General features: G+C 47.3%; 17 protein-coding genes, 12 tRNA genes, 3 rRNA genes and 1 riboswitch. Of the genes, 30 read left to right on the forward strand and 2 right to left on the reverse strand.

Going from position 1 to position 25,478, the window contains the following annotated elements; all coding sequences use genetic code 11:
* Positions 1 to 119 precede the first annotated feature (119 nt).
* The 28 genes from glpK to ACR6HW_RS16045 all read left to right on the forward strand — a co-directional run bounded on the left by glpK (position 120) and on the right by ACR6HW_RS16045 (position 21,719).
* Complete coding sequence (gene glpK / locus ACR6HW_RS15910; protein WP_455728689.1) at positions 120 to 1,625, forward strand: glycerol kinase GlpK; 1,506 nt, start codon at positions 120 to 122, stop codon at positions 1,623 to 1,625.
* A gap of 420 nt (positions 1,626 to 2,045) precedes the next feature.
* Positions 2,046 to 3,575, forward strand: a 16S ribosomal RNA gene (locus ACR6HW_RS15915).
* 243 nt (positions 3,576 to 3,818) lie between these two features.
* Positions 3,819 to 3,894, forward strand: a tRNA-Ala gene (locus ACR6HW_RS15920).
* A gap of 485 nt (positions 3,895 to 4,379) precedes the next feature.
* Positions 4,380 to 7,294, forward strand: a 23S ribosomal RNA gene (locus tag ACR6HW_RS15925).
* Between the two features lie 147 nt (positions 7,295 to 7,441).
* Positions 7,442 to 7,558: ribosomal RNA gene (rrf, locus tag ACR6HW_RS15930) — 5S ribosomal RNA — on the forward strand.
* Together the 16S, 23S and 5S rRNA genes with 12 tRNA genes alongside form the textbook arrangement of a ribosomal RNA operon.
* A gap of 5 nt (positions 7,559 to 7,563) precedes the next feature.
* Positions 7,564 to 7,638: transfer RNA gene (locus ACR6HW_RS15935), tRNA-Asn, on the forward strand.
* A gap of 1 nt (position 7,639) precedes the next feature.
* A tRNA-Glu gene (locus tag ACR6HW_RS15940) sits at positions 7,640 to 7,714 on the forward strand.
* 28 nt (positions 7,715 to 7,742) lie between these two features.
* Positions 7,743 to 7,818, forward strand: a tRNA-Val gene (locus tag ACR6HW_RS15945).
* Between the two features lie 7 nt (positions 7,819 to 7,825).
* Positions 7,826 to 7,900 (forward strand) — tRNA-Gly (locus tag ACR6HW_RS15950).
* A 4-nt stretch (positions 7,901 to 7,904) separates the two neighbouring features.
* Positions 7,905 to 7,978, forward strand: a tRNA-Gly gene (locus ACR6HW_RS15955).
* Positions 7,979 to 7,987: 9 nt separating this feature from the next.
* Positions 7,988 to 8,063, forward strand: a tRNA-Lys gene (locus tag ACR6HW_RS15960).
* Between the two features lie 5 nt (positions 8,064 to 8,068).
* Positions 8,069 to 8,143: transfer RNA gene (locus ACR6HW_RS15965), tRNA-Cys, on the forward strand.
* Positions 8,144 to 8,149: 6 nt separating this feature from the next.
* Positions 8,150 to 8,226: transfer RNA gene (locus ACR6HW_RS15970), tRNA-Arg, on the forward strand.
* Positions 8,227 to 8,242: 16 nt separating this feature from the next.
* Positions 8,243 to 8,318 (forward strand) — tRNA-Val (locus ACR6HW_RS15975).
* A gap of 8 nt (positions 8,319 to 8,326) precedes the next feature.
* Positions 8,327 to 8,410: transfer RNA gene (locus ACR6HW_RS15980), tRNA-Leu, on the forward strand.
* A gap of 7 nt (positions 8,411 to 8,417) precedes the next feature.
* Positions 8,418 to 8,492: transfer RNA gene (locus tag ACR6HW_RS15985), tRNA-Gly, on the forward strand.
* A gap of 98 nt (positions 8,493 to 8,590) precedes the next feature.
* Positions 8,591 to 9,553, forward strand: a complete 963-nt coding sequence (locus ACR6HW_RS15990) for a phosphotransferase (protein ID WP_455728690.1) — start codon at positions 8,591 to 8,593, stop codon at positions 9,551 to 9,553.
* Positions 9,554 to 9,567: 14 nt separating this feature from the next.
* On the forward strand, positions 9,568 to 10,014 hold the full coding sequence (locus tag ACR6HW_RS15995; RefSeq protein ID WP_455728691.1) for a peroxiredoxin: 447 nt from the start codon (positions 9,568 to 9,570) through the stop codon (positions 10,012 to 10,014).
* 57 nt (positions 10,015 to 10,071) lie between these two features.
* Positions 10,072 to 10,249: riboswitch (cobalamin riboswitch) on the forward strand.
* A gap of 167 nt (positions 10,250 to 10,416) precedes the next feature.
* Entirely contained in the window at positions 10,417 to 11,916 is a 1,500-nt protein-coding gene (locus tag ACR6HW_RS16000) for a cobyric acid synthase (protein WP_455728692.1), read from the forward strand.
* A complete protein-coding gene (gene cbiB, locus ACR6HW_RS16005) occupies positions 11,913 to 12,878 on the forward strand; it encodes an adenosylcobinamide-phosphate synthase CbiB (RefSeq protein WP_455728693.1) in 966 nt (321 codons plus the stop codon). Before ACR6HW_RS16000 ends, cbiB begins: the two co-directional genes overlap by 4 nt.
* A complete protein-coding gene (locus ACR6HW_RS16010) occupies positions 12,856 to 13,920 on the forward strand; it encodes a pyridoxal phosphate-dependent aminotransferase (protein WP_455728694.1) in 1,065 nt (354 codons plus the stop codon). Before cbiB ends, ACR6HW_RS16010 begins: the two co-directional genes overlap by 23 nt.
* Positions 13,920 to 14,477: a bifunctional adenosylcobinamide kinase/adenosylcobinamide-phosphate guanylyltransferase gene (gene cobU / locus ACR6HW_RS16015; RefSeq protein WP_455728695.1), complete on the forward strand. Its 558-nt coding sequence runs from the start codon at positions 13,920 to 13,922 to the stop codon at positions 14,475 to 14,477. The genes ACR6HW_RS16010 and cobU overlap by 1 nt, the downstream gene beginning before the upstream one ends.
* Positions 14,478 to 14,581: 104 nt before the next feature.
* The gene (locus ACR6HW_RS16020) at positions 14,582 to 15,952 is read left to right on the forward strand and encodes a cobyrinate a,c-diamide synthase (protein ID WP_455728696.1); all 1,371 of its coding nucleotides are present in this window, start codon (positions 14,582 to 14,584) and stop codon (positions 15,950 to 15,952) included.
* Between the two features lie 125 nt (positions 15,953 to 16,077).
* Positions 16,078 to 17,784, forward strand: a complete 1,707-nt coding sequence (locus ACR6HW_RS16025; protein WP_455728697.1) for a proline--tRNA ligase — start codon at positions 16,078 to 16,080, stop codon at positions 17,782 to 17,784.
* A gap of 172 nt (positions 17,785 to 17,956) precedes the next feature.
* Positions 17,957 to 19,741 (forward strand): FAD-dependent oxidoreductase, encoded by a 1,785-nt coding sequence (locus tag ACR6HW_RS16030; protein WP_455728698.1) that lies wholly within the window; start codon positions 17,957 to 17,959, stop codon positions 19,739 to 19,741.
* Between the two features lie 99 nt (positions 19,742 to 19,840).
* On the forward strand, positions 19,841 to 20,221 hold the full coding sequence (locus tag ACR6HW_RS16035) for a NusG domain II-containing protein (protein WP_455728699.1): 381 nt from the start codon (positions 19,841 to 19,843) through the stop codon (positions 20,219 to 20,221).
* 3 nt (positions 20,222 to 20,224) lie between these two features.
* Positions 20,225 to 20,746, forward strand: a complete 522-nt coding sequence (locus ACR6HW_RS16040; protein ID WP_455728700.1) for a Gx transporter family protein — start codon at positions 20,225 to 20,227, stop codon at positions 20,744 to 20,746.
* A 16-nt stretch (positions 20,747 to 20,762) separates the two neighbouring features.
* Positions 20,763 to 21,719, forward strand: coding sequence for a polyprenyl synthetase family protein (locus tag ACR6HW_RS16045; RefSeq protein ID WP_455728701.1), 957 nt, complete (start codon positions 20,763 to 20,765; stop codon positions 21,717 to 21,719).
* 228 nt (positions 21,720 to 21,947) lie between these two features.
* On the opposite strand, the gene ACR6HW_RS16050 is transcribed toward ACR6HW_RS16045, so the two are convergent.
* Positions 21,948 to 22,451, reverse strand: a complete 504-nt coding sequence (locus ACR6HW_RS16050; RefSeq protein ID WP_455728702.1) for a GAF domain-containing protein — start codon at positions 22,449 to 22,451, stop codon at positions 21,948 to 21,950.
* A 138-nt stretch (positions 22,452 to 22,589) separates the two neighbouring features.
* Here ACR6HW_RS16050 and ACR6HW_RS16055 point away from each other — a divergent pair, with 138 nt between their 5' ends.
* Positions 22,590 to 23,828, forward strand: a complete 1,239-nt coding sequence (locus tag ACR6HW_RS16055; protein WP_455728703.1) for an MFS transporter — start codon at positions 22,590 to 22,592, stop codon at positions 23,826 to 23,828.
* A gap of 70 nt (positions 23,829 to 23,898) precedes the next feature.
* Here the strand turns inward: ACR6HW_RS16055 and greA are convergent, their stop codons facing one another.
* Positions 23,899 to 24,360, reverse strand: a complete 462-nt coding sequence (gene greA / locus ACR6HW_RS16060) for a transcription elongation factor GreA (protein ID WP_455728704.1) — start codon at positions 24,358 to 24,360, stop codon at positions 23,899 to 23,901.
* 192 nt (positions 24,361 to 24,552) lie between these two features.
* On the opposite strand from greA, the gene glsA reads away from it, so the two are divergent.
* On the forward strand, positions 24,553 to 25,470 hold the full coding sequence (gene glsA / locus ACR6HW_RS16065) for a glutaminase A (RefSeq protein WP_455728705.1): 918 nt from the start codon (positions 24,553 to 24,555) through the stop codon (positions 25,468 to 25,470).
* Positions 25,471 to 25,478: the final 8 nt, after the last annotated feature.

Consider the following 25,478-nt stretch of genomic DNA (forward strand, 5'->3'; position numbering starts at 1 on the left):
ATTTCTATGGAACCTGCCGGGATAAATTCTTGGCAGGTTCTGCTTTTTTTCTGCGATTTTGCAGAGTGCGATTCGGCGTTTGTGCTATAATAAGGTCAAAAACAGTGAGGAGGTCTCTTGTGGAGAAGCAGTATATTTTAGCTTTTGACCAAGGAACGACAAGTTCTAGGGCGATTTTGTTCAATAAGCGGGGCGAAATGGTGAAGAAGGCGCAAAAAGAGTTCACTCAGTATTACCCGAAACCGGGATGGGTAGAACACGACGCTATGGAGATATGGGGGACCCAAATGGGGGTAGCGCGTGAGGTACTGGAGTCCGCTGGGGTTTCACCGTATGAAATCGCCGCCATAGGCATTACCAATCAGCGTGAGACGACAGTGGTTTGGGATAAAAGGACGGGGCGGCCTATAGCCAACGCCATTGTATGGCAATGTCGACGTACGGCAGCTATTTGTGACGACTTGAAAGAGGACGACGCTTTTACGACCTATGTCGGGGAACAGACAGGGCTTATTGTAGACGCTTATTTTTCGGCGACGAAACTCAAATGGTTGTTGGAACATGTTGACGGTGCGAGGGCATTAGCTGAAGCGGGGGACTTGGCTTTCGGCACAATTGATACATGGTTGATTTGGAATCTAACCCGTGGCGCCGTCCATGCAACTGACTATACAAATGCGTCGAGGACGATGCTGTTTAACATCAAGACACTTGACTGGGACGATACGATTTTAGAAAAACTCAATATCCCGAAGAGTGTCTTGCCGAAAGTTGTCGCTTCTTCTGAAATCGTCGGTGTAACCGATCCACAGACTTTTGGTGGGGCACAGATTAAAATTTCCGGGATAGCAGGGGACCAGCAAGCGGCGTTGTTCGGTCAAGCTTGTTTTAGCAAAGGCATGGTTAAAAACACTTACGGTACCGGTTGTTTTATGTTGATGAACACCGGTGAGAACAGAGTTCAGTCTAAAAATGGCCTTCTGACGACAATCGCTTGGGGGATTGGTGGAAAAGTTACTTATGCATTAGAGGGTTCTATTTTTATGGGCGGGGCATCGGTTCAATGGTTACGGGATGAGATGCATCTTATAGACAGTGCACAGGACAGTGCCTATTTTGCCGGCAAAGTTCCCGACACCGAAGGGGCTTATGTGGTACCGGCTTTTACGGGGTTAGGTGCTCCCTACTGGGATATGTACGCACGCGGCGCCATTGTGGGGCTGACGCGCGGCGTAAGGCGCGAACACATCATTCGGGCGACACTAGAATCTATCGCCTACCAAACGAGAGATGTGCTGGAAGCCATGCAAGAAGATGCTGCGTTGGAACTCGAGCTTTTGAAAGTCGACGGCGGTGCAACGGCCAATGACTTTTTAATGCAATTTCAAGCGGATATTTTAGGTGTTCCCGTAGAGCGCCCTCAAACGATAGAGACGACGGCACTAGGAGCTGCTTATCTGGCTGGATTGGCAGTCGGCTTTTGGAAAGATGCGACGGAAATTGAGGCGAATTGGGCGATGGCGCAACGTTTTGAGTCCGCTTATTCAGAAGAGACGCGCCGAGAAAAGTATAGAGGCTGGAAAAAAGCCGTTGAAAAAGCAAAGGATTGGGAAGATCATGAGTAAGTAATATATGCGCCTCGTCGCAGGCTTATTAGGCCGATATGACGAGGCGCTTTTAGTGTGATGCGCAATACACGGCAGGCAGAACTATCTGAATTGTTTTTCTTTTAGAAAAGGCGTTGACGCACGTGTCGAATGATGGTATTATAGCTAAGCACTGCTTCGTGAGACGCAACACATTGTAATATTGAAGTAATGCAAATGTAAAAAAGTTGTTGACAGGTTGAAAAAAACATGTTAATATAACTAAGTCGCTAGTTGCTGAACAAGTCGGCGCGACAGACTAGAATCTTGAAAATTAAACAGTGTAAATGCAAGAAAAACCAAACGTCAAAACCTACTCGAAGCAATTCGAGAAGAGTGATGAAAAACGGAAAAACAAATGCAAGTTAGCTCGTTTTGAGGTAACAGGCGTCAAACATTATAATTAAGAGTTTGATCCTGGCTCAGGATGAACGCTGGCGGCGTGCCTAACACATGCAAGTCGAGCGAGAAGAAATGGAATGCGGTTTCGGCCAAATGAAGTTTTGGAAAGCGGCGGACGGGTGAGTAACGCGTGGGCAACCTGCCCCATACAGAGGGATAGCCACTGGAAACGGTGATTAATACCTCATACTTCGCACGGGACACATGTTCTGGGCGACAAAGATTAATCGGTATGGGATGGGCCCGCGTCTGATTAGCTAGTTGGTAAGGTAACGGCTTACCAAGGCGACGATCAGTAGCCGACCTGAGAGGGTGATCGGCCACACTGGAACTGAGACACGGTCCAGACTCCTACGGGAGGCAGCAGTGGGGAATATTGCACAATGGGCGCAAGCCTGATGCAGCAACGCCGTGTGAGTGAAGAAGGTTTTCGGATCGTAAAACTCTGTCCTAAGGGAAGAAAAAAATGACGGTACCTTAGGAGGAAGCCCCGGCTAACTACGTGCCAGCAGCCGCGGTAATACGTAGGGGGCAAGCGTTATCCGGAATCACTGGGCGTAAAGGGTGCGTAGGCGGCTTAGCAAGCCAGGGGTGAAAGGCATTGGCTCAACCAATGTAAGCCTTTGGAACTGTTAAGCTTGAGTGCAGGAGAGGTAAGTGGAATTCCTAGTGTAGAGGTGAAATTCGTAGATATTAGGAGGAACACCAGTGGCGAAGGCGACTTACTGGACTGTAACTGACGCTGATGCACGAAAGCGTGGGTAGCGAACAGGATTAGATACCCTGGTAGTCCACGCCGTAAACGATGAATACTAGGTGTCGGGTGTCAAAGCTCGGTGCCGCAGCAAACGCAATAAGTATTCCGCCTGGGGAGTACGCACGCAAGTGTGAAACTCAAAGGAATTGACGGGGACCCGCACAAGTAGCGGAGCATGTGGTTTAATTCGAAGCAACGCGAAGAACCTTACCAGGTCTTGACATCCCTCTGAAGTAGCCTTAGCCGGCTATGTCTTTCGGGACAGAGGAGACAGGTGGTGCATGGTTGTCGTCAGCTCGTGTCGTGAGATGTTGGGTTAAGTCCCGCAACGAGCGCAACCCTTATGTTTAGTTGTTAACAGGTTAAGCTGAACCCTCTAGACAGACTGCCGTGGAGAACACGGAGGAAGGTGGGGATGACGTCAAATCATCATGCCCCTTATGATCTGGGCTACACACGTGCTACAATGGTCGGTACAACGGGCAGCGAAGGGGTGACCTGGAGCGAATCCTAAAAAGCCGATCCCAGTTCGGATTGTAGGCTGCAACTCGCCTACATGAAGTTGGAGTTACTAGTAATCGCGGATCAGAATGTCGCGGTGAATGCGTTCCCGGGTCTTGTACACACCGCCCGTCACACCACGGAAGTTGGGGGCGCCCGAAGCCAGTGGCCTAACCGTAAGGAAGGAGCTGTCGAAGGTGAAATCAATGACTGGGGTGAAGTCGTAACAAGGTAGCCGTATCGGAAGGTGCGGCTGGATCACCTCCTTTCTAAGGAGTAAATAGACATTTACACTGTTTAATTTTGAGGGTTCTAGGAACTTTCAAAGTAAGCCATCAATAGATGGTGGTAAGTTAAAATTAAAAATTACCCATGGGGGCATAGCTGAGAGGCGGCCGACAGGCAGTCTCAAACGCGAAAGTCACAAAACCTTGTGACGAAAGCGTGAGCGAATCGAACGATGGGGATTGAAACGTCATTTTAAATGACACTTAAAATTAAAAATTACCCATGGGGGCATAGCTCAGCTGGGAGAGCACCTGCCTTGCACGCAGGGGGTCAAGAGTTCGAATCTCTTTGTCTCCACCATTCAGTAAAGCACACGCTTTACTGTTCATTGTGAAAAGATGTAATCTTGGACGAGTATTCGTCACTTTCTTTCAGAAAGTGCCTCACACGAATTCAAGACTATCGTCTTAGGATGCTGACGCATCCAATATTTCAAAAGTGAATAAGCTCTATCGTGTATGAATTCGTCATTTTTCTTTGAAAAATGCCTCATACAAGATGCTAAGCTAACGCTTAGCCAGATGCTAGCGCATCTCTAGCTTGTTTCACAATTAAATAAGATGTAAGCTTGGACGAGTATTCGTCACTTTCTTTCAGAAAGTGCCTCACACGAATTCAAGACTGACGTCTTAGGATGCTGGCGCATCCCTCGAAATTTGCATTTCAAATTTCGTGAATTAGTATCTTGAAAACTGTATATATAAAGAACCGACTATTAAGTTAGTAAAAAAGCAAGCATTGAAAAAACAATGTAAGCCAAAGTAAAAACTCAAACTCAAAAGTAAGGTCAAGTTACTAAGAGCATAGGGTGGATGCCTTGGCACCAGGAGCCGAAGAAGGACGTGGTAAGCTGCGAAAAGCTACGGGGAGCTGCAAGCGAGCGCCGATCCGTAGATGTCCGAATGGGGGAACCCACCTAGAGTAATGTCTAGGTATCCATGACTGAATTCATAGGTCATAGGAAGGGAACTCGGGGAACTGAAACATCTAAGTACCCGAAGGAAGAGAAAACAAAAGTGATTTCCTAAGTAGCGGCGAGCGAACGGGAAACAGCCCAAACCCAAGTCTTCGGACGAGGGGGTGTGGACAGTATATCAAGTAGAAGGTACCCTAGCCAAAGGACTTGGGAAAGTCCGCCGAAGCGTGTGAGAGCCACTTAGGCGAAAGGGGAAGATCGAACGTACTGATCCGGAGTACCACGGAGCACGTGAAACTTTGTGGGAAGCAGGCAGGACCATCTGCCAAGGCTAAATACTACCTGGTGACCGATAGCGCACAGTACCGTGAGGGAAAGGTGAAAAGAACCCCGGGAGGGGAGTGAAAAAGAACCTGAAACCCTATGTTTACAAGCAGTGGAAGTTCGTTAAAGAACGACCATGTACTTTTTGTAGAACGGGCCAACGAGTTACGTTATGCAGCAAGGTTAAGCGCTTCAGGTGCGGAGCCGCAGCGAAAGCGAGTCTGAATAGGGCGAATGAGTTGTATGGCGTAGACCCGAAACCGGGTGACCTATCCATGTGCAGGGTGAAGCGAGGGTAAAACCTCTTGGAGGCCCGAACCCATATCTGTTGAAAAAGGTTGGGATGACATGTGGATAGCGGAGAAATTCCAATCGAACCCGGAGATAGCTGGTTCTCCTCGAAATAGCTTTAGGGCTAGCCTTGAGTTAAGAGATACGGGGGTAGAGCACTGAATGTCCTAGGGGCTTTCACCGGCTACCGAAGACTATCAAACTCCGAATACCGATATCTTTTACTCAGGAGTCAGACTATGTGTGATAAGATTCATAGTCGAAAGGGAAAGAGCCCAGACCATCAGCTAAGGTCCCAAAATGCAAGTTAAGTGGAAAAGGATGTGGGATTGCACAGACAACTAGGATGTTGGCTTAGAAGCAGCCACTCATTTAAAGAGTGCGTAACAGCTCACTAGTCGAGTGATCCTGCGCCGAAGATTACCGGGGCTAAAACTTGCTACCGAAGCTATGGAATTGTTTAGACAATTGGTAGAGGAGCATTGTGTGAGAGGTGAAGTAAGATCGCAAGGACTTATGGATATCACACAAGAGAGAATGTTGGCATGAGTAACGAGAGACGGGTGAGAATCCCGTCCGCCGAAAACCTAAGGTTTCCTGAGGAAGGTTCGTCCGCTCAGGGTAAGTCAGGACCTAAGCCGAGGACGAAAGTCGTAGGCGATGGACAACAGGTGAAGATTCCTGTACCACCGAGACCCGTTTGAGAGAAGGAATGACACAGGAGGTTATGCTGAGCATGCGAATGGAAGAGCATGTCCAAGCAGCGAGTCTGTAGCGTAGGCAAATCCGCGCTACTGAGGATGAGCTGTGATGGGGAGTGAACTTAAGTAACGAAGCAGCAGATATCACACTGTCAAGAAAAGTTTCTATCGAGGGAGCAGGTGCCTGTACCGTAAACCGACACAGGTAGGAGAGTAGAGAATACTAAGGCGCGCGAGAAAACCATTGTTAAGGAACTCGGCAAAATGACCCCGTAACTTCGGGAGAAGGGGTGCCGGATCAGGTTAAGAGCTAGATCCGGCCGCAGAGGATAGGCCCAAGCGACTGTTTACCAAAAACACAGGTCTCTGCTAAATCGAAAGATGATGTATAGGGGCTGACGCCTGCCCGGTGCTGGAAGGTTAAGGGGAAGTGTTAGTTTAGGCGAAGCACAGAACTGAAGCCCCAGTAAACGGCGGCCGTAACTATAACGGTCCTAAGGTAGCGAAATTCCTTGTCGGGTAAGTTCCGACCCGCACGAAAGGCGTAACGATTTGGGCGCTGTCTCAACAATGGACTCGGTGAAATTGTAGTACCGGTAAAGATGCCGGTTACCCGCAGCTAGACGGAAAGACCCCGTGGAGCTTTACTGCAGCTTGGCACTGGATAATGGTATATGATGTACAGGATAGGTGGGAGACTAAGAATATAGGACGCCAGTCTTATAGGAGTCGCTGTTGGGATACCACTCTTTGTATACCGTTATTCTAACTATGGACAGTGATCCTGTTCTAGGACAATGTCAGGTGGGCAGTTTGACTGGGGCGGTCGCCTCCTAAAGAGTAACGGAGGCGCCTAAAGGTTCCCTCAGCGCGGTTGGAAATCGCGCGAAGAGTGTAAAGGCAAAAGGGAGCTTGACTGCGAGAGAGACATCTCGAGCAGGGACGAAAGTCGAGCTTAGTGATCCGGTGGCACCGCATGGAAGGGCCATCGCTCAACGGATAAAAGCTACCCCGGGGATAACAGGCTTATCTCCCCCAAGAGTCCACATCGACGGGGAGGTTTGGCACCTCGATGTCGGCTCGTCTCATCCTGGGGCTGAAGTAGGTCCCAAGGGTTGGGCTGTTCGCCCATTAAAGAGGCACGCGAGCTGGGTTCAGAACGTCGTGAGACAGTTCGGTCCCTATCTGCTGTGGGCGTAGGAAATTTGAGAGGAGCTGTCCTTAGTACGAGAGGACCGGGATGGACAAACCTCTGGTGTATCAGTTGTTCTGCCAAGAGCACTGCTGAGTAGCTAAGTTTGGAAGGGATAAGCGCTGAAGGCATCTAAGCGCGAAGCCCCCCTCAAGATGAGATTTCCCATCTTTTAATAGAGTAAGACCCCATGAAGATAATATGGTAATAGGCCTGAGGTGTAAGTGCAGCAATGCATTCAGCTGACAGGTACTAATAGGTCGAGGACTTGACCACGCTTTAGAGTTAAAGAGGATTTATCGGTTCTTATATATACAGTTTTCAGGGTACTAACCCTAAAAAAAGCAACAAAAAAGTGTTGACAGCACTAAAGTGATTATGATATAATATAATTCGCTGGTGAGAGAAACACGAGCACAACAATTCGGTGACGAAGGCGGAGGGGCAACACCTGTTCCCATACCGAACACAGAAGTAAAGTCCTCCAGCGTCGATGGTACTTGGCGGGCAGCTGCCTGGGAGAGTAGAACGTTGCTGATTTGTATTCCAAGGTAGCTCAACGGTGGAGCACTCGGCTGTTAACCGATAGGCTGTGGGTTCGAATCCCACCCTTGGAGCCATGGCCCCTTGGTCAAGCGGTTAAGACACCGCCCTTTCACGGCGGTAACAGGGGTTCGATTCCCCTAGGGGTCACCAATTATTTTGTGAGCATCAGCTCACATCCGGGAGTATAGCTCAGCTGGGAGAGCATCTGCCTTACAAGCAGGAGGTCATAGGTTCGATCCCTATTACTCCCACCAAAATTATGCGGAAGTGGCTCAGTGGTAGAGCATCGCCTTGCCAAGGCGAGGGTCGCGAGTTCGAATCTCGTCTTCCGCTCCAATGCGCGGGTGTAGCTCAATGGTAGAGCTCCGGCCTTCCAAGCCGGCCATGAGAGTTCGATTCTCTTCACCCGCTCCAGCGCACAATGGTCCATTAGCTCAGTCGGTAGAGCACCTGACTTTTAATCAGGGTGTCCCGCGTTCGAGTCGCGGATGGATCACCAAGCACGGCGGCGTGGCCAAGTGGTAAGGCACAGGTCTGCAAAACCTCTATTCACCAGTTCGAATCTGGTCGCCGCCTCCAATACGTGCACCCTTAGCTCAATCGGATAGAGTGTCTGACTACGAATCAGAAGGTTAGGGGTTCGACTCCCTTAGGGTGCACCATTTTTTATTTTTCAGCGGGAGTATAGCTCAGCTGGGAGAGCATCTGCCTTACAAGCAGGAGGTCATAGGTTCGATCCCTATTACTCCCACCAACAAAATAGCGGGTATGGCGGAATTGGCAGACGCGCTAGACTTAGGATCTAGTGACTGGTTCGTGGGGGTTCAAGTCCCTCTACCCGCACCAAAATTACGCGGAAGTGGCTCAGTGGTAGAGCATCGCCTTGCCAAGGCGAGGGTCGCGAGTTCGAATCTCGTCTTCCGCTCCAGTAAACACACATGAAAATGTGTGTTTTTTTTATTTACACCTAGACGCCCTTTAAAGAGATAAGCTATAATGAAGAAAACGGTGGGGAAGGAGGACATCATGAATTACGATTTTGCATTTGTAATTGACGACATCTTCACCAAGCGCAATTTTGGTTCTGTAAAGGCAATATTGCCATGTGGCAATCACGATTTAAAGCGGAACATGGTCTATAAGGTACATACGTCAGGCGGTCAGTATGTGATTAAGTTTTTCTATAAGCCAGGCAAGTGTATGCGAGAACTCAATGCACTTTCATACTATCAGCCTCCGGAGTTAAGTATTTTGGCCAATGGCGTGACAGCCGATCATACCGAATGGATTATATACAACCATATAGAAGGGGAACTCCTCGACCGAAAGCTTAAACAGCTGAAGGACGACGAGATGAAGTGTATTTTTAATGGGATTGGCTATGAGATGGGACGCCTGCATCAAGCGCACGCGTTCGATTACTTCGGAGATTGGGACTCGGCCAAGAAAAGTCCGATTAAAGCGTATGTTCCCTTTATGAAAATGGAGGTTGAACGCATCGTTACCAATATAAATGCGCAGACATTACCTGGAATCGAGATACTGAGAGACAGTATACGCGTCTTAAAATCGGAAATGAAGCATATAGAGCCTATTGGCCATGGCCGTTTGTGTCATCGTGATTTGGACGGGCGGAACATATTAATTGACCAAAGAAATGGTGTATATGTTTTTAAAACATTTTTAGATTTTGAAAAATGTGTCGTCGATAATTGTTATAATGATGTTATAGGTCTTTTTAGAAAATATTTTTTAGATTATCCTTATTTGTTAAAACCTTTTTTTAATGGGTATAAAGAGACCGGTATGTTAACATCAGATTTTTATAAGTCCTTTCGGTTTTTGCTTTACAAAAATGGCTTGCACATTTGCAGCTGGACGTATTCGTACTCGAAAAGCTATTACCATGAAGGCCTTGATTTTCTTAAGAAGTTGCTTGAAAAAGATCGAACAGGCAGCGTATACGGTGAGTTAGATGAAATCTATTAAGGAGGGTTATTGCCATGATGTATGAAGGCGCGCTAAAGTGTACAAACGATGCGGTTGATTCGTTTGAGGCATTGAGAAATCAGAAATTTATTCTTTACGCGTATCCAAAGGACAACACGTCGGGGTGTACGTTTGAAGCGTTGGCATTTGCAGAGCACTATGATGCTTTTAAGGCGTTGGGTTATGAAGTCATCGGTGTCAGCAAAGATACTTTAGGCACCCATAAGAATTTTATTAAAAAGCACAATCTCCCATTTTCTTTAATCAGCGATGTGGAACGCGAGCTCTTAGCGCACTTTGACTTGGTAGTCGAAAAGAAAATGTATGGTAAACCGGTGAAAGGGACTCAACGCTCTACATTTGTGTTTCACGAGGGCCTCGAACTCGTAAAAGCCTTTAGAGAAGTGGACCCCAAGACACATGTTCCCGAAGTGCTGGCTTTTGTTCAAAATTTGGGGTAGTGTGTCGCCCTCTTTTAGACCTATTGACAAGAGCGTGTGAAATGTCTATAATAAAAAAGAATTGAATACGATTAAGGTGCTTAGCAAAGCTAAGAGGGAAATAGGTTAAAGTCCTATGCAGCCCCCGCTACTGTAAATAGTGATGAAATTCTAGAACCACTGAGCGCAAGCTTGGGAAGGGTGAAGAGTAAGATGAGCTATGAGCCAGGAAACCTGCCTTAATTGAAATCAGCAACTTCGGTGGGAAGTCTTGTGAACATGCTTATGAGCAATCATATTCAGGCACATGTCTTTTGGCATGTGCTTTTTTAGTTCACTTTATTAGGAAGTCATAGAGCGGTGATGCTGCTCAAAAGGCTCAAGTGAGTTGCGTGGTGAGAGAAAGAGTGGTATAGGGGAAATATGTCTAAAAAAATTATGTTTCAAGGTACGGGGTCATCTGTCGGTAAGAGCATCTTAGTGACAGCCGTTTGCAGAATACTAAACAATCGAGGACAGAAGGTTGCACCGTTTAAATCTCAAAATATGGCGCTTAACTCTTTTGTGACAAAAGAGGGGCTCGAAATGGGACGCGCTCAAGTCGTCCAAGCGGAAGCCGCCCGCATTGAACCCGATGTCCGAATGAACCCAATTTTGTTAAAGCCCACTAGCGATGTGGGCAGCCAAGTTATTTTACACGGTAGAGTGAAGGACAATATGCGTGCAAGTGCTTATTTTTCTATAAAAAATGAGTTGGCGCCTGAAGTTGTCAAGGCGTTTAAGTCTTTGGAAGAATCGTATGAAACCATTGTTATTGAAGGTGCCGGCTCGCCTGCGGAAATTAATCTCCGCTCGAGAGACATTGTCAATATGGGACTTGCCGAAATGGTAGACACCGATGTCATCCTCGTCGGCGACGTCGATAGAGGGGGCGTGTTCGCCGCCCTTTACGGGACGTATGCCTTGCTAAGTGACTCTGAGCAAAAACGTGTTAAGGGCTTTGTTATCAACAAGTTCAGAGGCGATGTCTCTCTGCTTATGCCGGGGGTTGAAATGCTTGAAGAGAAAATCGGCATCCCGTGTCTAGGGGTCATTCCCTATATACAAAATATCAACATCGACGATGAAGACAGCGTCGCGTCGAGACTCACCGATAGACAGTACGAAGGGGTTAAAATCGGCGTCGTCAGATTGCCTTACATGTCTAACTTTTCGGATTTTAACTGTTTCGATTTCCACCAAGACGTATCGCTAAACTACGTGACGGCAACAGACGATTTGCTCGACTACGATTTACTCGTTATTCCCGGGAGCAAGAACACACTTGTGGATATGAAGCATTTGGTTGACTCCGGTATGGCGCAGGCCATTTACAGAGCGCATCGCAAGAAGATACCGATTATCGGCATTTGTGGTGGCTATCAAATACTTGGGAAAAAGCTACACGACCCCTTTGCTGTGGAATCTGGCTTAAAGACGATTAACGGCCTTGGTTTGCTCGATGTCGAGACGACGATGTACGAGGAGAAGAGAACGGTACAGTCTACGACAACACTCACTAATGATTTCCTCGGGATGGGGCTTGTAGAGGCCTCTGTGAAGGGCTATGAAATTCATATGGGCAAAACAAAGGCGCTCTCTGAAGAAGCGGTTCCGTTTCTTTTAAATGCAGAAGGCGAAGTCGATGGGCATGTCGATGCAGAAGGCATGGTTGTGGGCACTTATCTCCACGGTATCTTTGACAACGATGCCTTTAGGAACGCTTTAATTAAGAAATTACGAGGCAGCGGTGCAGCCGACGAGTCACTGAGCTTTGAAGAAATGAAAGTTCAAGCTTATGACAGACTCGTCGAGATTGTACAACCTCATTTAGATATGCAGAAGCTGGATAGCATTCTGAACGAATCGAGACAGACGCCATGATACAAATTTTGTTTGGCATCGGTTTGGATTCATTAATAGGTGATCCTCCTAATTGGCCGCATCCAGTTAGGTTTATCGGTTGGGCTATAAAGCAACTTGAAAAAGTTGTCCGCAGAGGTTTTAAAAATCTTTACGTGGGCGGTTTTTTCCTTTTGGTGCTGACGTGGGGCGTGACACTTGCGCCCCTTGTCGCACTAAAAGCTATAGCCCCTCCCTTTTTTTATTTTATCGTACAGCTGTATTTGGCATACAGTCTGCTGGCAACCAAGTGTTTAGCAGACGAAGGCATGAAAGTGCAACGCGTGTTACAATCAGGTGATTTGGCTGCTTCTAGAAAAGCCCTTTCATGGCTTGTAGGGCGGGATACCACATCGCTGACAGAAAGTGAAGTCACTGCAGGTGCTGTTGAAACGGTAGCGGAAAATACAATTGACGGCACATTGGCGCCGCTTTTTTATATGGTGGTTGGGGCCGTTTTCGGGGACCCGATACTCCCGCTCATCCTCTACAAAGCAACCAATACGTTAGATTCTATGGTGGGGTATATTCAACCACCTTATAAAGAAATTGGGTACTGCTCCGCAAAGATGGACGACCTGCTCAACTATGTGCCGGCGCGGCTGGGGGCTGTTTTGATGCTCTTTTCAGGTGCCCTATGTGGCCTTGACTTTAGAAATGGCTTAAAGGTACTCGTGAGAGACAGGCGCAATCACAAGAGTCCTAATTGCGGGTATCCCGAGGCGGCAATTGCCGGACTTTTAAACATAAGGCTCGGGGGGACACACACGTATTTTGGGCAGGTTCTCGTCAAGCCGACTTTAGGCGACGACAACAGGCCTATTGAACCAATGGATATTACACGAGCTGTTCGCGTGCTTAGAATCAGTCAATGGGTTATTGCGGCAGGCTTGCTGGTGGCAATGGGGTTAGGAGGCTTCTATGAATTTTCACGGTGGTATTGAGACACGAGACGGACTGGTGGACTTTAGTGTCAACATTCCGCCTCTTCAATTGCCCAAAAGCTATGAAGAGATGTTGATGGGCTGTGTACAGACGCTTCATCTCTATCCGGATATCGACGGAGGACGCGCCAAACAAAAACTTGCAGAGGTTATGGGACTGACGCCTGAACACTACATTATCGGCAACGGTGCAACGGAGTTGATTTATTTGTTGGGCAGAACCTTTTCAGATAAAAGAGTCTTAATTGTCGAGCCGACATTTACAGAATACCGACGGGCTTTTGAGCCGTTTCAAACTGAAATTGTCCGTTTTGAAACCCACGTGTCAGATGGGTTTGAAATCGACGATGAGGCACTTGTCGACGCAATCAATCGATTTCAAATAGATCTGGTGGTGCTGTGCAACCCCAATAATCCGACGGGGATTTTTACTGACGCCGAGAGATTTGAAGGCATTTTACAGCGTGTGGACAACCCCGAATTGATTTGGGTTGTCGACGAAAGTTTTTTGGACTTCGTTACCTTGGAGAAGGCCACACGGTATCAAAGCGCACTCTTGAAACTTGCTGAAGCGCACAATGTGTTCTCGTTGAGGTCGTTGACCAAAACGTACAGTGTTCCGGGGTTGCGTATTGCCTACGGCGTAGGGAATGCTGCACTTGTGGAAAAGTTGAACCGCTATAAGGAGCCGTGGAGCATCAACACATTTGCTTTAAAGAGTCTTACGTATTTTTTAGAAGACGCCACACACCTCAAACGGGTTGCCATGTGGCTTGAGTCAGAAAAAGCCTTTTTAACGGCAGGGCTCTTGGCGCTACCTGAGATTAAGGTATACGAAGGGGCGGCCAATTTCGTACTCATCCACTACGCAGGTGATGCAGAGGGTTTTTACGAAGGCCTTCACAAGGCAGGCGTCCACGTTAGAACGTGCTTTGACTTCCAGGGCTTGGGGCGCGGGTATTTTAGAATTGCAGTCAGGCTGCGAGAGGACAACGTGAAACTGCTCTCGGCAATGGCGAAGACGCTAGAAAGGTTGAGGTAATGGGGACAGTACATTTTGTTTTAGGTGGTGCCCGTAGCGGTAAGAGCACTTATGCGGAAGACCTCTGTAAACAGCAGGGGGGAACCGTGGCATACATTGCTACAGCGGTGCCTTTTGACGCGGGCATGAAGGCGCGGATACAAAAACACCGCGAGCAAAGGCCTGCTACTTGGGCGACCATTGAACGCCACCGAGATTTTCAACAGATTAAAGGTCAAGAGGTGTATCGCGAAGCCGATGTGGTCATACTGGACTGCATTACGGTGATGGTTACAAACCTCATGTTGGCCGATGGCGTGGACTTCGATCAGCTGTCAGAGAAGGCAATTGATGCTGTAGAAGCATCGATTCAGAGAGAGGTCGATGCGCTGTTGGCGTTGACAGAAGACGACAAGACCTTTGTCTTTGTCTCAAACGAGGTCGGCCTTGGTTTGGTCCCCCCTTATAAAATGGGGAGTGTTTTTAGGGACATTGCCGGCAGGGTAAATCAGAAAATTGCAAAACACGCCGATAACGTCTATTTTGTCGTATCCGGCATTCCAATGAAGATTAAGTAAGGACTTTAAATGGCCGAAAACCTGTGGACGGCGGTCGCCTTTTAGACAATAGAGGCCGTCTGCAGCTAGGCCCTTGAAGTCCTTTTTTTGAAAGGACAGTGGTGATGAAGACGATTATGATAACGGGCATGTCTAGCGATGCCGGAAAAACGACTTTTACAATGGGTCTGCTCAAGCTGTTAAAAAATAAGGGCATTGCCTTGAGGTCCTTCAAAGTGGGCCCCGATTACATCGATCCGATGTTTCACAAGCGTATTACAGCTGAGGGCGCCTACAACTTGCCGGCGTGGATGGTCGATGGCGATGCACTTCGATACCTGTTTCACAAGCGTGCGAACCCTTCTGGCGTGAATATCGTCGAGGGGGTTATGGGGTACTTTGACGGCAGGGGAACAGAGAGTATAGAAGGCAGCACGGCAGAGGTGGCGGAAATCTTAGAGGCGCCGGTGCTTTTAATTGCCGATGGGAGCAAAACGGCGTTGACAGTTGCTGCACAAATAAAAGGGCTATGTGATTTTGTCAGCCCTTCCCGCATCAAAGGGGTCGTGTTTAATAAAGTCAACAGTGCCCATCACTACGAGCTCTTGGCAAAAGGTGTCGAAACCCACGTCGGCATTCGGTGTTACGGGTATTTGCCACTGGTTAAAGACGCGGGATTGAAGAGTCGGCACTTGGGATTGGTTCAAGCAGAGGAAATTGAAGACGTCGACGCCAAAATACAGAAAATTGCCGATCAAATTGAGGCGACGGTGGCGTGGGAGGCCCTTATAGAGACGTTTGAAATGCCGGTGTCAGTACCGGAGTCTTTTGATGGGATCGAGCGGGCCTTAGAAAAATTAAAAGCCCGTGTAAGCGCCATGGGTGGTTTGACACTTGGCGTGGCGAGAGACAAGGCGTTTTCTTTTTATTACGATGAAAATTTACAGACGTTAGAAGACATCGGTGTGACGCTCAAGACGTTTTCGCCTTTGATGTCTAGGGGGTTACCGGCGGGTATTGACGCCGTTTACTTAGGGGGCGGGTACCCTGAAGTATTTGCAAAAGGTCTGGAAGACAATGCGGCGTTCAGAGCACAGTTTAAGGAGGCGGTGGCAGATGGGTTGCCGGTGTATGCAGAGTGTGGGGGACTGATGTATCTCTGTGAGGGCATTCGTCAACTCGACGGCAATCGTTACGACATGCTCGGCGCCTTTGACGGGGAAGCGCAAATGACCGAAAGGCTTCAGCACTTCGGACTGGTGTCAGTTGCCCTGCAGCATAATAATCGAACGGCAACTTACCGCGCTCATGAGTTTCACCGATCAAAAATTGTGGGGAACACCTGTGACCTTCTGAGCACCGTGACGCGGAAGGGGAAAACTTGGGGGTGCGGCTACCACCGATTTGCAGCTATCGGTACTTACGCGCATTGTCACTTCTACAGCAATTTAGACTTTTTGGACTTTTTAATTTCTTTTTGGTCTCAAAGAAAATAGTACTTTATACTTGAGTTTTTGTCACAAATATGAGAGTATATAATGTAGTGTTTTGTGTATGGCATCGCATGTGTTCAGCCATTGCAAAATCGCTTTAAAAGTCGTGTATAATGGGGTGAATAATTATGAAGATGTCAAACCTTTACATGCCTACACTGAGAGAAGTGCCAAATGATGCAGATATTGAAAGCGCTCAGTTTTTACTCCGTGCAGGTATGATTAGAAAATTGGTATCGGGCGTGTACTCTTATCTGCCGCTCGGTTTTAGAATTATGAAGAAAGTCGAACAAATTGTTCGAGAAGAAATGGATGCTTACGGTGCTCAGGAAGTGTTGATGTCGGCCATTCAGCCGAGAGAAATCTGGGAACAGAGCAATCGATGGGAAAATTTCGGACCGGAAATGTTCCGACTTAAAGATAGAAATGACAGAGAGTTTTGTTTGGGGCCGACGCACGAAGAGTTCTTTACCTTCCTCGTCACAAATGAACTCAAATCTTACAAGCAACTGCCGTTGAACTTGTATCAAATTCAGACGAAGTACAGAGATGAGCGCAGACCGCGCTTCGGTCTCATTCGCTCCAGAGAGTTTATCATGAAAGACGCTTACACATTTGATGTGGACCAAGAAGCGAGTGAAAAATCCTACGAGAACATGTGGCGTGCTTACGTTAGCGCATTTAATCGAATCGGCTTTAAATACAAGGTCGTTCAAGGAGATTCAGGCAATATGGGCGGCAATGTATCCCATGAGTTTATAGCGATTACACCTAATGGTGAAAGTACCATCGCCTATTGTGACGCCTGTGATTACGCCGCTACAGATGAAGTGGCTGCGGCTATTTTTGAAATGCCTGCCGTCAGCTCGGACTCTGTTGAAAGAGAGAAAATTCATACGCCGGGCGTGACGACAATTGAAGCTTTGGAAGAGAGCCTCGGTGCTTCAAGCGACAGCTTTATTAAAGCGGTGTTGCTGAAAACTGAAGATAACCGTCGCTATTTTGCCGTCTTTGTACCGGGGCATCGCGTCCTCAACATGACCAAGCTTTCAAAGCAAGTCGGCGAAGCCGAAGACAGTTTGATGTTTGTCAGCGATGATGAAATCCTTGAAATGGGCTCATACCCAGGATTTTCGGGACCATTCGGATTAAAAGAGCACGTCGAAGTTATTCTCGACAAACGCGTTCTCGACATTCGCGACGGGATTTGTGGTGCCAATGAAAAAGACTACCACTTAAAACACGTTGCTTTAACAGGGGAGCAGTTTACTGTGGCAGAGGATATCGTATCAGTGGGTGAAGGCGACAAGTGTCCGTGCTGTGGCGCACCGCTTGCTATTGACTGCGGGACTGAAGTCGGGAACATTTTCCAGCTTGGAGACAAGTACTCAAAAGCTTTAAATGCGACATTTTTAGATAAAGACGGCAAGGCCAAACCTTTTGTAATGGGGTCTTATGGCATTGGCATTTCCAGATGCGTCGCCGCTGTTGCCGAACAGAATTTTGATGAAAAAGGCATTGCTTGGCCGCTGTCCATTGCACCTTATCACGTGCTGATTACAGTTGTTAACGCCAAGAACGCGCTCCAGATGGAACGTGGACTTGAACTCTACGAGACGCTTAAAGCACAGGGCGTCGAAGTGATTATCGACGATAGAAATGAGCGTGCCGGCGTCAAGTTTACCGATGCGGACCTCATCGGCATCCCCGTGCGCGTAACCGTGGGCAAAGGCATTCAAGAAGGCGTTGTGGAGTTTTCCCTGCGCAAGGACATGGAAAAGTCAGAGGTACCTTATGAGTCAGTCCTTGAACGCATTCAGTCAGCGCTTGTGTAGTATAGCCGTATAGAAAAAGAGGCATAGACAAAGTGCAAAATCTACCTGTTATTCACCTAATCTATTTGGTATAATAACAGGTGGAAGGTATTTGTCTTGAGGAACAATCGTTATCACACGAGCCTCCGGCTCGTGTGTAACATAAAGAGATTAATAAGAAATGAGGGAAAGTATGGCTAAGAACAAGAAAGTTGTAATAGTCGGTGGGGGATACGCCGGGGTCAAAGCCGGTAAAACGCTTCACAAGCTATTCAAAAAAGACGATTCTGTTGAGATTACCCTAATCGATCGCAACCCTTATCATACGCTTATGACTGAGCTGCATGAGGTTGCAGGACACAGAACAGAACCGGATGCTATCCGCATCGATCTCAGAAAGATTTTTGCAGGTAGAAAAGTTAAAGTTGTAACAGACTCTGTCGAAGGCGTTGATTTTGATAAGAAGGTTGTAAAGACGACGAGAGAAACCTTTGATTTCGATTATGTCATCCTAGCTTGCGGCTCGGATTCCAACGACTTCGGTATTCCTGGGGTATCGGAGCACGCTTATACGCTCTGGTCGTATGAAGACGCCATCACCATTAGAGAGCACGTTGAAGAGATGTACGCGCGAGCTGCTATTGAGGAAGATGAAGCGACGAGAAGACAACTGTTGACATTTGCTGTTGTCGGCGGCGGCTTCACAGGCGTTGAGATGATTGGCGAACTCGGCGAAGCAAAGAAGCACTTGTCTGAGAAATACGGTGTCGATCCAAAAGAAGTGACACTTTACAATATTGAGGCGACGTCTAGAATTCTCAACACGCTTAAAGACGATAAACAAGTTGCCAAAGTGGAAAAACGTTATAGAAAACTCGGTATTCAGCTTTTGAAAGACGCGGCACTTGTTGAAGCGACTGAAGACGGGTTTAAATTAAAAGACGGTACGTTCATTCCGACGAAAACGTTGATTTGGGGTGCGGGTATCAAAGTTAACAACTTCGTCGGCGGCCTAGGTGTTGAAGCCGGCAGAGGCGGACGAGCTAAAGTCAATGAGTTCATGCAGTCGCCGACACACGATTACGTGTTTTATGCAGGCGACAACGTGCACTACGAAGACGAGGACGGTCCGGTACCTCAAATCGTCGAGGCGGCAGAGCAGACGGCACATACTGCAGCGCTCAATGTCGGTGCGATGATTAAAGGGGAGGAGAAGACCAAACACAAGCAGAATTACCATGGCTTTATGGTGTCTATCGGGTCGAGATACGCTGTATCCGACAACAACGGCATTAAGTTTAACGGTTTCTTTGCCGTATTGGTTAAGCACCTTGTAAACTTCCTTTACCTCTTTACTGTAAGTGGTGTGGCGCAGTTGATGGAATACTGGAGACATGAGTTCTTCCATGTGAAGAACAGACGCTCGTTCCTCGGCGGTCACTTTGCCAAGTCGTCTCCAAACTTTTGGCTGGTACCACTGCGCGTGTTCCTAGGCGTTATGTGGGTTATTGAAGGCTACAAGAAAATCGGTGAAGGCTGGTTGACTGAGGCGAAAATGTACGCGTCTACAGATGCGGTATCGCAGGCATCTGAATGGGCTGGAGAGGCGACGGAGACCGCTGTTAAACCTTTAATTGAAAATGTACCGGGCATCGTTCAGTGGGGCATCGACAACATTGTTGCGCCACACGCAGTGCTGTTCCAAACTTTTATGGTTATCGGTGAAATCGTCTTTGGCTGTATGTTGATTTTAGGTCTCTTTACTTTTGTAGCATCTGTTGCAACTTCTGCTATGACGGTGGGGATTACACTAACCGGTATGTCCGACGCGAGTATTCTCTGGTACTTCTTTGCAGGAATCGCTTTAATCGCGGGTTCAGGCAGCACGTTCGGTTTAGACTACTATGTATTGCCGCCACTTAAGAAATGGTGGAAAAACACGAAATTCGCTAGGAAATCGTATCTGTATTTCCGTTAAACGATATGAACAAGTTAAAAATCGTATCTGCGTTGCGGATACGATTTTTAAAATACATTGGGCACAGTGCCTTTTGGATGAACTGAAAGAGAAGGTCATATGAAAAAGAAAGAGATGCTTGTCATCGCGGTGTTGCTCGTCGTCTCGTTTGTCGCCTTGCTGGGCATAAAATGGGTACAGTCGAGAGACACATCCGATAAAGAAGTTTTAATCAAACAAAACGGGGTCATTTTAAAGCGCATTCCGTTGAATGAGGGAACCGACACGACTTTTAAATATGAAAAGGGCGACGAATACAACGTTATTGTCGTCAAAGACGGCAAGGCCTCTATTGAAGAAGCCAGCTGTCGCGATCAAATATGCGTCAACCATCCGCCTATTGAGAATAACGGAGAGATTATCGTTTGTTTGCCCCACCAACTGGTGGTGGAGATTCATTCGGAAACAGAATCTGTTGAAATAGATAGTGTTGTGGAGTAGCTTATGAGAGAATCGACTATTCGAACTAGACAATTGGTCTTTATCGCCGTTTTGGTGGCACAGGGGATGATCCTGTCGTATATCGAACGCATGATACCGGTGCCCTTTATCGTTCCAGGCGCCAAGCTTGGACTGGCGAACATCGTGACGCTAACGGCTGTGTACACGTTGACCTTTAAACAGGCAGGTGCAGTCGTGTTGCTTCGTATTTTGTTGACGGCATCGACTTTTGGCTCTCTATCGAGCTTCCTTTACAGTTTTTCAGGCGGCGTCCTGAGTTTTCTCGTCATGTATGTGGTCGCTAAGATTTTCAGAAACGATATCAGCATGATGTCGGTGAGCATCATCGGTGCCGTGACACATAACTTAGGACAGCTTTTAGTCGCTGCATTTGTCATACGGTCACTTCTCGTATTGAGTTACCTGCCACTGCTTTTGATAGTTGCTGTACCCACTGGGGTTTTTGTCGGTCTGGTCGCCAAATTCCTCGTCGGCCATCTTGAAAAAGTTCAAATAAAGAATTGAACGCGTGGAGTTAAATATGCAAATGATACAACAAATTGAAGGGCTGGATTCAGCTTTTAAAGAAGACCTTGCTCGTGAGCTCGACATCGTGTCCGGTGCCCTTAAAAAGCGGGCGATGCCCAAATACAAAGGCATCAAGCATATTGTGATGGACGTTATTGAAAACAACGGCAAAATGATGCGACCGCTTTTGACCATCGTGGCGGCTAAGTTCGGCGACTACGACTCGAAGAAAGTGGTTAATGTCGCCACGGGGATAGAAATGCTCCACATGGCGACGCTCGTCCACGACGACATTATCGACGATGCCGATCAAAGACGCGGACAACCGTCGGTGCAGAGCAAATACGGCAAAGATCTCGCGGTTTACGCCGGCGATTTCTTGCTGGCAAAGGCGCTTAGAACGGCCTCAAGTGGCACTTATGAGCAGAAGCTTATCGATAGGATGTCCGATGCCATTGAAAAAATCTGCGAGAGCGAGTTGATGCAGTATCAGAACCGATACAAAGTGATGACACTTAAAAACTATTTGCGGGTAATTGCCGGAAAGACAGCGGCACTCTTTGCTGTAAGTATGTACGCAGGTGCTGTTGAAGGCGGTGTCGAGGACAAACTCGCCCGTACGCTAGGACGTATTGGGTATGAAATCGGCATGGCGTTTCAGATGATAGACGATACGCTTGATTTTTCAACGGATACCGCTTTGGTTGGAAAGACGACGGGCAACGACTTGACTAAAGGGTACTACACGCTACCGGTTATCATGGCGCTTGAAAAGGTTCGGAATAGGGAAAATTTATCGCGAGAAGACATTGAAGCGCTTATTGTAGAAAATCAAGGGCTTGAAAAAAGCAAGGTGCTGGCGAACAAGTACACGCAAAAGGCCTTTAAGCGAATTGATAAGTTGCCCCCGTGTCCGAGTAAAGACGCTGTGGAAGGCATTGCGAAGCTGTTGCTCAATCGCGCTTATTAAAAATGTCGTGTCAAACGATGAAAAGATACAAAAAAAAGAACCGAGTTCAAAGACTTCGGTTCTTTTTGTTTGACAACAAGATTTGAGCCGAAAAGGCTTACCGCGACTGTTCAACGCGGAAAGCTGTCAGCGAAAAGCGGTTCGTGATGCCGAAGGCATTACTAATGTTGTTTGACAACAAGATTTGAGCCGAAAGGCTTACCGCGCTTATTGTTCATTGCTAAGGCACTAGGGCATTGGAAAGTTTACGGCTTCCGCAATGTAGGCGGCGATGCGCTCTAAATGTTCTCGATCGCTGTCATCAAAGCGCTCTAATAGCGGGCTGTCTATGTCGAGGACGCCAATGAGTTTCCCGTCTTTGTGAAGCGGAATAACGATTTCGCTGTTTGAGTAGAGGTCACAGGCAATGTGTCCGGGGTATTGGTGGACGTCTTTGACGACGAGGGTCTTTTCAGACTGTGCGGCATCGCCGCAAACCCCTTTGCCAAAGGCAATGCGCGTCACTGCAGGTTTGCCCCAGAAAGGGCCTAAGAGCAATTCGTCTTCTTTATCGGTGCACAGATAAACCCCCACCCAGTTGAGGTCTTTAACGAGGAATCCTATTGCAGCGGCGGCGTTTGCAGCGCTTGCAACCCAATTGGGTTCCCCTTCGACGAGTTCGCGAATGGTCTTCAACACATGCGGGTAAAGAACCGCGGCTTCTTGACTTTTAGCAGGTACAATACAGGCCATAATGTTCTCCTTTTTTTATTTTGTAGTATACAGGATTGTTTGGTGGAACACAAGATGTGGCAAAAAAATATTTCGAAAATCGAAGAAAATTAGTTCGTTTTCCGAAATATATGGTATAATGAGTGGGGTGGTAATGATATGAAAACAATTGTAAAAGACTATAAAAACTTTTTTAAAGATATGCACCGCAATGTGGCTCTATACTTGGGGATTCTTTTTTTTGCGACGTTGTTGTCGGCGGCGTACAATGTGTTGTTTGGCATCTATATGAAGAACCTCGGGTACACCGAGGCCTTTGTCGGCCAGATTCTTTCACTGAAGACTTTCGGGATTGCACTTGGAGCGGTTCCCGTATCGATTTTTGCACAGAAATACGACAAAAAGCGCACCTTGATTGTAGGCATCGCTATTATGATTGTCAGCAGTTTCGTAATACTTAATGTAAGGCTGACGGCGTTAATGCAACTGTTTGCCGTTGTCCACGGCATCGGTCATGCAACCGTTATGATTTTACAGGCGCCGATTATTTACGACTACACGGCAGACGAGCATCGCGTCACGGCCTTTAGCATGGCGTTTGTGTTTCAGAACATCGCCTTTGTTGTGGGCAGTTTTGTCCTCGGACACCTTTCACAAGCGCTTTCGGCACTTAGTGGTCCGGCGCTCGGTAATTATTACGTATTGAGCGGTGCGACAATACTGGCCTTTGTGGGGATTCTCATTGCGCTTTTAATTGAGAGCAAGCCCGTGGAGGCGCCCTCTAACAGTGGGATTGTCGACAGCTTTCTCGATGTTTTTAAAGGGTACAAGACTATTTTAAAGGGGCGCTCGCTCAAGTATCTGGCACAGGTGGCACTTGTGGGGCTCGGCGCCGGCATGATTGTACCGTTTTTCAGTCTGTACCTCAAGTACTCTTTAACGGTTTCAGACGGCACGGTGGGTACGATAATGGCCATCAGCCAAGTGGGGACGGTTATCGGCGGTTTAATTGTTCCGCCACTTGCAAAGCGCATCGGCAGGGTTCAAACCGTCATTCTATGCCAATTGTTGTCGATTCCGTTTTTAATTTCGATTTCTCTGCCGCAGGGCATCGTCATCATTACCATTTCCTTCTTCTTTAGGTCGTCGCTGATGAATATGGCGAGTCCGATTATAAGAAGCTTGGCGATGGAGATTGTCGACGACGAGACGCGGACGTATATGAGCGGTATGATCTCTTTGACGAACAATCTGTTCAGGTCGCTGGGAATCTTTATCGGCGGTATCGTCATGTACCGATTCAGCTACAACACGCCCTACTACTGGACGATTCTCTGCTACTTGCTCGGCACATGGATTATCTATCAAGTGTTTTACAAACAGCGGGAGACCGCATAAATTAAAAGCACACCCGCGAGGGTGTGTTTTTAATTAAAAAAAAGAGCCGCAAGGGCTCTAAGTGAACAGATTATTCGACTTCTTGGATCTTAAGTGTCAATTTACCGTTCGGTGTTTCGGCAACGACTTCGTCGCCGACGCGATGACCGATTAGCGCTTCGCCTATAGGCGATTCATTGGAAATTTTATTTTCCAACGGATCGGATTCCACTTTAGTGACGATGTGTACCCAGTCGCTGTCATCCATGTCGACATACAAAATTTTAACTTTTGAGTTTATACCAACAACTTCTTTGTCAGAAGATTCTTCAACCAACTCATACGTTTCTAAAATTTCCTTTAGTTTTAAAATCTCTGTTTCGTTGTGCGATTGCGCCTCGCGCGCGGCGTGGTATTCTGCATTTTCGGATAAGTCACCAAACTCTCTGGCGCGCTTGATTTCTTCTGAGATTTGGTGGCGCTTTTGGATGAGGTCGTCGTATTCCTTTTGTAATTTTACTAGTGCTGACTCTGTAAGTAAAGTTCTTTTCATACTGTCAACTCCTCTGCAATTATTCTCCCAAAGGGGTCGTTATATAAAAGTATATAACAAATACTATACTATCAGAATTGGCGCGCTTTGTAAATTAAAATATTAAATCCTTAGTAATAATTGATACAAAAGTCTGAAAACGCTGTTATAATGGTAGAGGAAAAAAGCTGAATTTAATTTTAGAGGTGGGAAATGGAAAATCTTTTGCAGCAATTGGTTGAGGAACATCGCAAGGATACAAATAGGGGGAAAGTGGCGGACTACATTCCGGAGCTCGGAAAAGTCGACCCCAATCTTCTAGGGGTTTCGCTTTATGACGTCAAAGGGCGTTTGTTTGAAGCCGGTGCGTGTCAGCACCCATTTACCCTTCAAAGTATTTCGAAGCCCATTGTCTTGATGTTGGCGCTACTGGACAACGGCGAGGCAAAAGTGTTTGAGAAAGTGGGCAAAGAGCCGACGGGCGATCCGTTTAACTCTATTGTAAGGCTGGAGACGTTTAATGAGAGAAAGCCTTTGAATCCCATGATTAACGCCGGTGCAATCTCTGTTTCGGGGCTGATCAAGGGCGCCGACGCCGAAGAGAAAGTGACGCGAATTTTAAACTTTATACGCAACATCACACACAATGACCAAATCGATATTAACGCGTCTGTCTACGATTCGGAGCTGAAGACAGGGCATCGCAATCGCTCAATGGCTTACTTTCTGAAAGATGTGGGCAACATTGAAGGCGATGTCGACGAGACGTTGGATGTGTATTTTAAACAGTGTGCCATTATGATTACCACGCGGGACCTCGCCTATATCGGTGCGGTGCTGGCGAGAAACGGCAAAGATCTGATTACCAACAAACAAGTTTTTCCCGTGCGTTACTGCAACATTGTCAAGTCCTACATGGCCACCTGCGGGATGTACGACGGTTCCGGTGAATTCGCCATCGATATCGGGATACCGGCAAAAAGCGGCGTTGGCGGCGGCATTATGTGTACGGTTTTGGGGCGTATGGGCATTAGCGTGTTTTCGCCGGCACTTGATAAGAAGGGGAACAGCTACGCGGGTACAAAACTGTTAAAAGCCCTTTCTGACGAACTGTCGCTCAGTATTTATTAGTTCTGAAA

The organism is Fusibacter sp. JL298sf-3 (assembly GCF_053842995.1).

Bases quoted from the DNA above. Each gene is read 5' to 3' on its own strand.
- ACR6HW_RS15995 (WP_455728691.1), top strand. From the start codon at position 9,568: ATGATGTATGAAGGCGCGCTAAAGTGTACAAACGATGCGGTTGATTCG.
- ACR6HW_RS16030 (WP_455728698.1), top strand. From the start codon at position 17,957: ATGGCTAAGAACAAGAAAGTTGTAATAGTCGGTGGGGGATACGCCGGG.
- cbiB (WP_455728693.1), top strand. From the start codon at position 11,913: ATGATACAAATTTTGTTTGGCATCGGTTTGGATTCATTAATAGGTGAT.
- ACR6HW_RS16050 (WP_455728702.1), bottom strand. From the start codon at position 22,451: ATGGCCTGTATTGTACCTGCTAAAAGTCAAGAAGCCGCGGTTCTTTAC.
- cobU (WP_455728695.1), top strand. From the start codon at position 13,920: ATGGGGACAGTACATTTTGTTTTAGGTGGTGCCCGTAGCGGTAAGAGC.
- greA (WP_455728704.1), bottom strand. From the start codon at position 24,360: ATGAAAAGAACTTTACTTACAGAGTCAGCACTAGTAAAATTACAAAAG.
- ACR6HW_RS16020 (WP_455728696.1), top strand. From the start codon at position 14,582: ATGAAGACGATTATGATAACGGGCATGTCTAGCGATGCCGGAAAAACG.
- ACR6HW_RS16045 (WP_455728701.1), top strand. From the start codon at position 20,763: ATGCAAATGATACAACAAATTGAAGGGCTGGATTCAGCTTTTAAAGAA.
- ACR6HW_RS15990 (WP_455728690.1), top strand. From the start codon at position 8,591: ATGAATTACGATTTTGCATTTGTAATTGACGACATCTTCACCAAGCGC.
- ACR6HW_RS16040 (WP_455728700.1), top strand. From the start codon at position 20,225: ATGAGAGAATCGACTATTCGAACTAGACAATTGGTCTTTATCGCCGTT.
- ACR6HW_RS16035 (WP_455728699.1), top strand. From the start codon at position 19,841: ATGAAAAAGAAAGAGATGCTTGTCATCGCGGTGTTGCTCGTCGTCTCG.
- ACR6HW_RS16000 (WP_455728692.1), top strand. From the start codon at position 10,417: ATGTCTAAAAAAATTATGTTTCAAGGTACGGGGTCATCTGTCGGTAAG.
- glsA (WP_455728705.1), top strand. From the start codon at position 24,553: ATGGAAAATCTTTTGCAGCAATTGGTTGAGGAACATCGCAAGGATACA.
- ACR6HW_RS16010 (WP_455728694.1), top strand. From the start codon at position 12,856: ATGAATTTTCACGGTGGTATTGAGACACGAGACGGACTGGTGGACTTT.
- ACR6HW_RS16055 (WP_455728703.1), top strand. From the start codon at position 22,590: ATGAAAACAATTGTAAAAGACTATAAAAACTTTTTTAAAGATATGCAC.
- ACR6HW_RS16025 (WP_455728697.1), top strand. From the start codon at position 16,078: ATGAAGATGTCAAACCTTTACATGCCTACACTGAGAGAAGTGCCAAAT.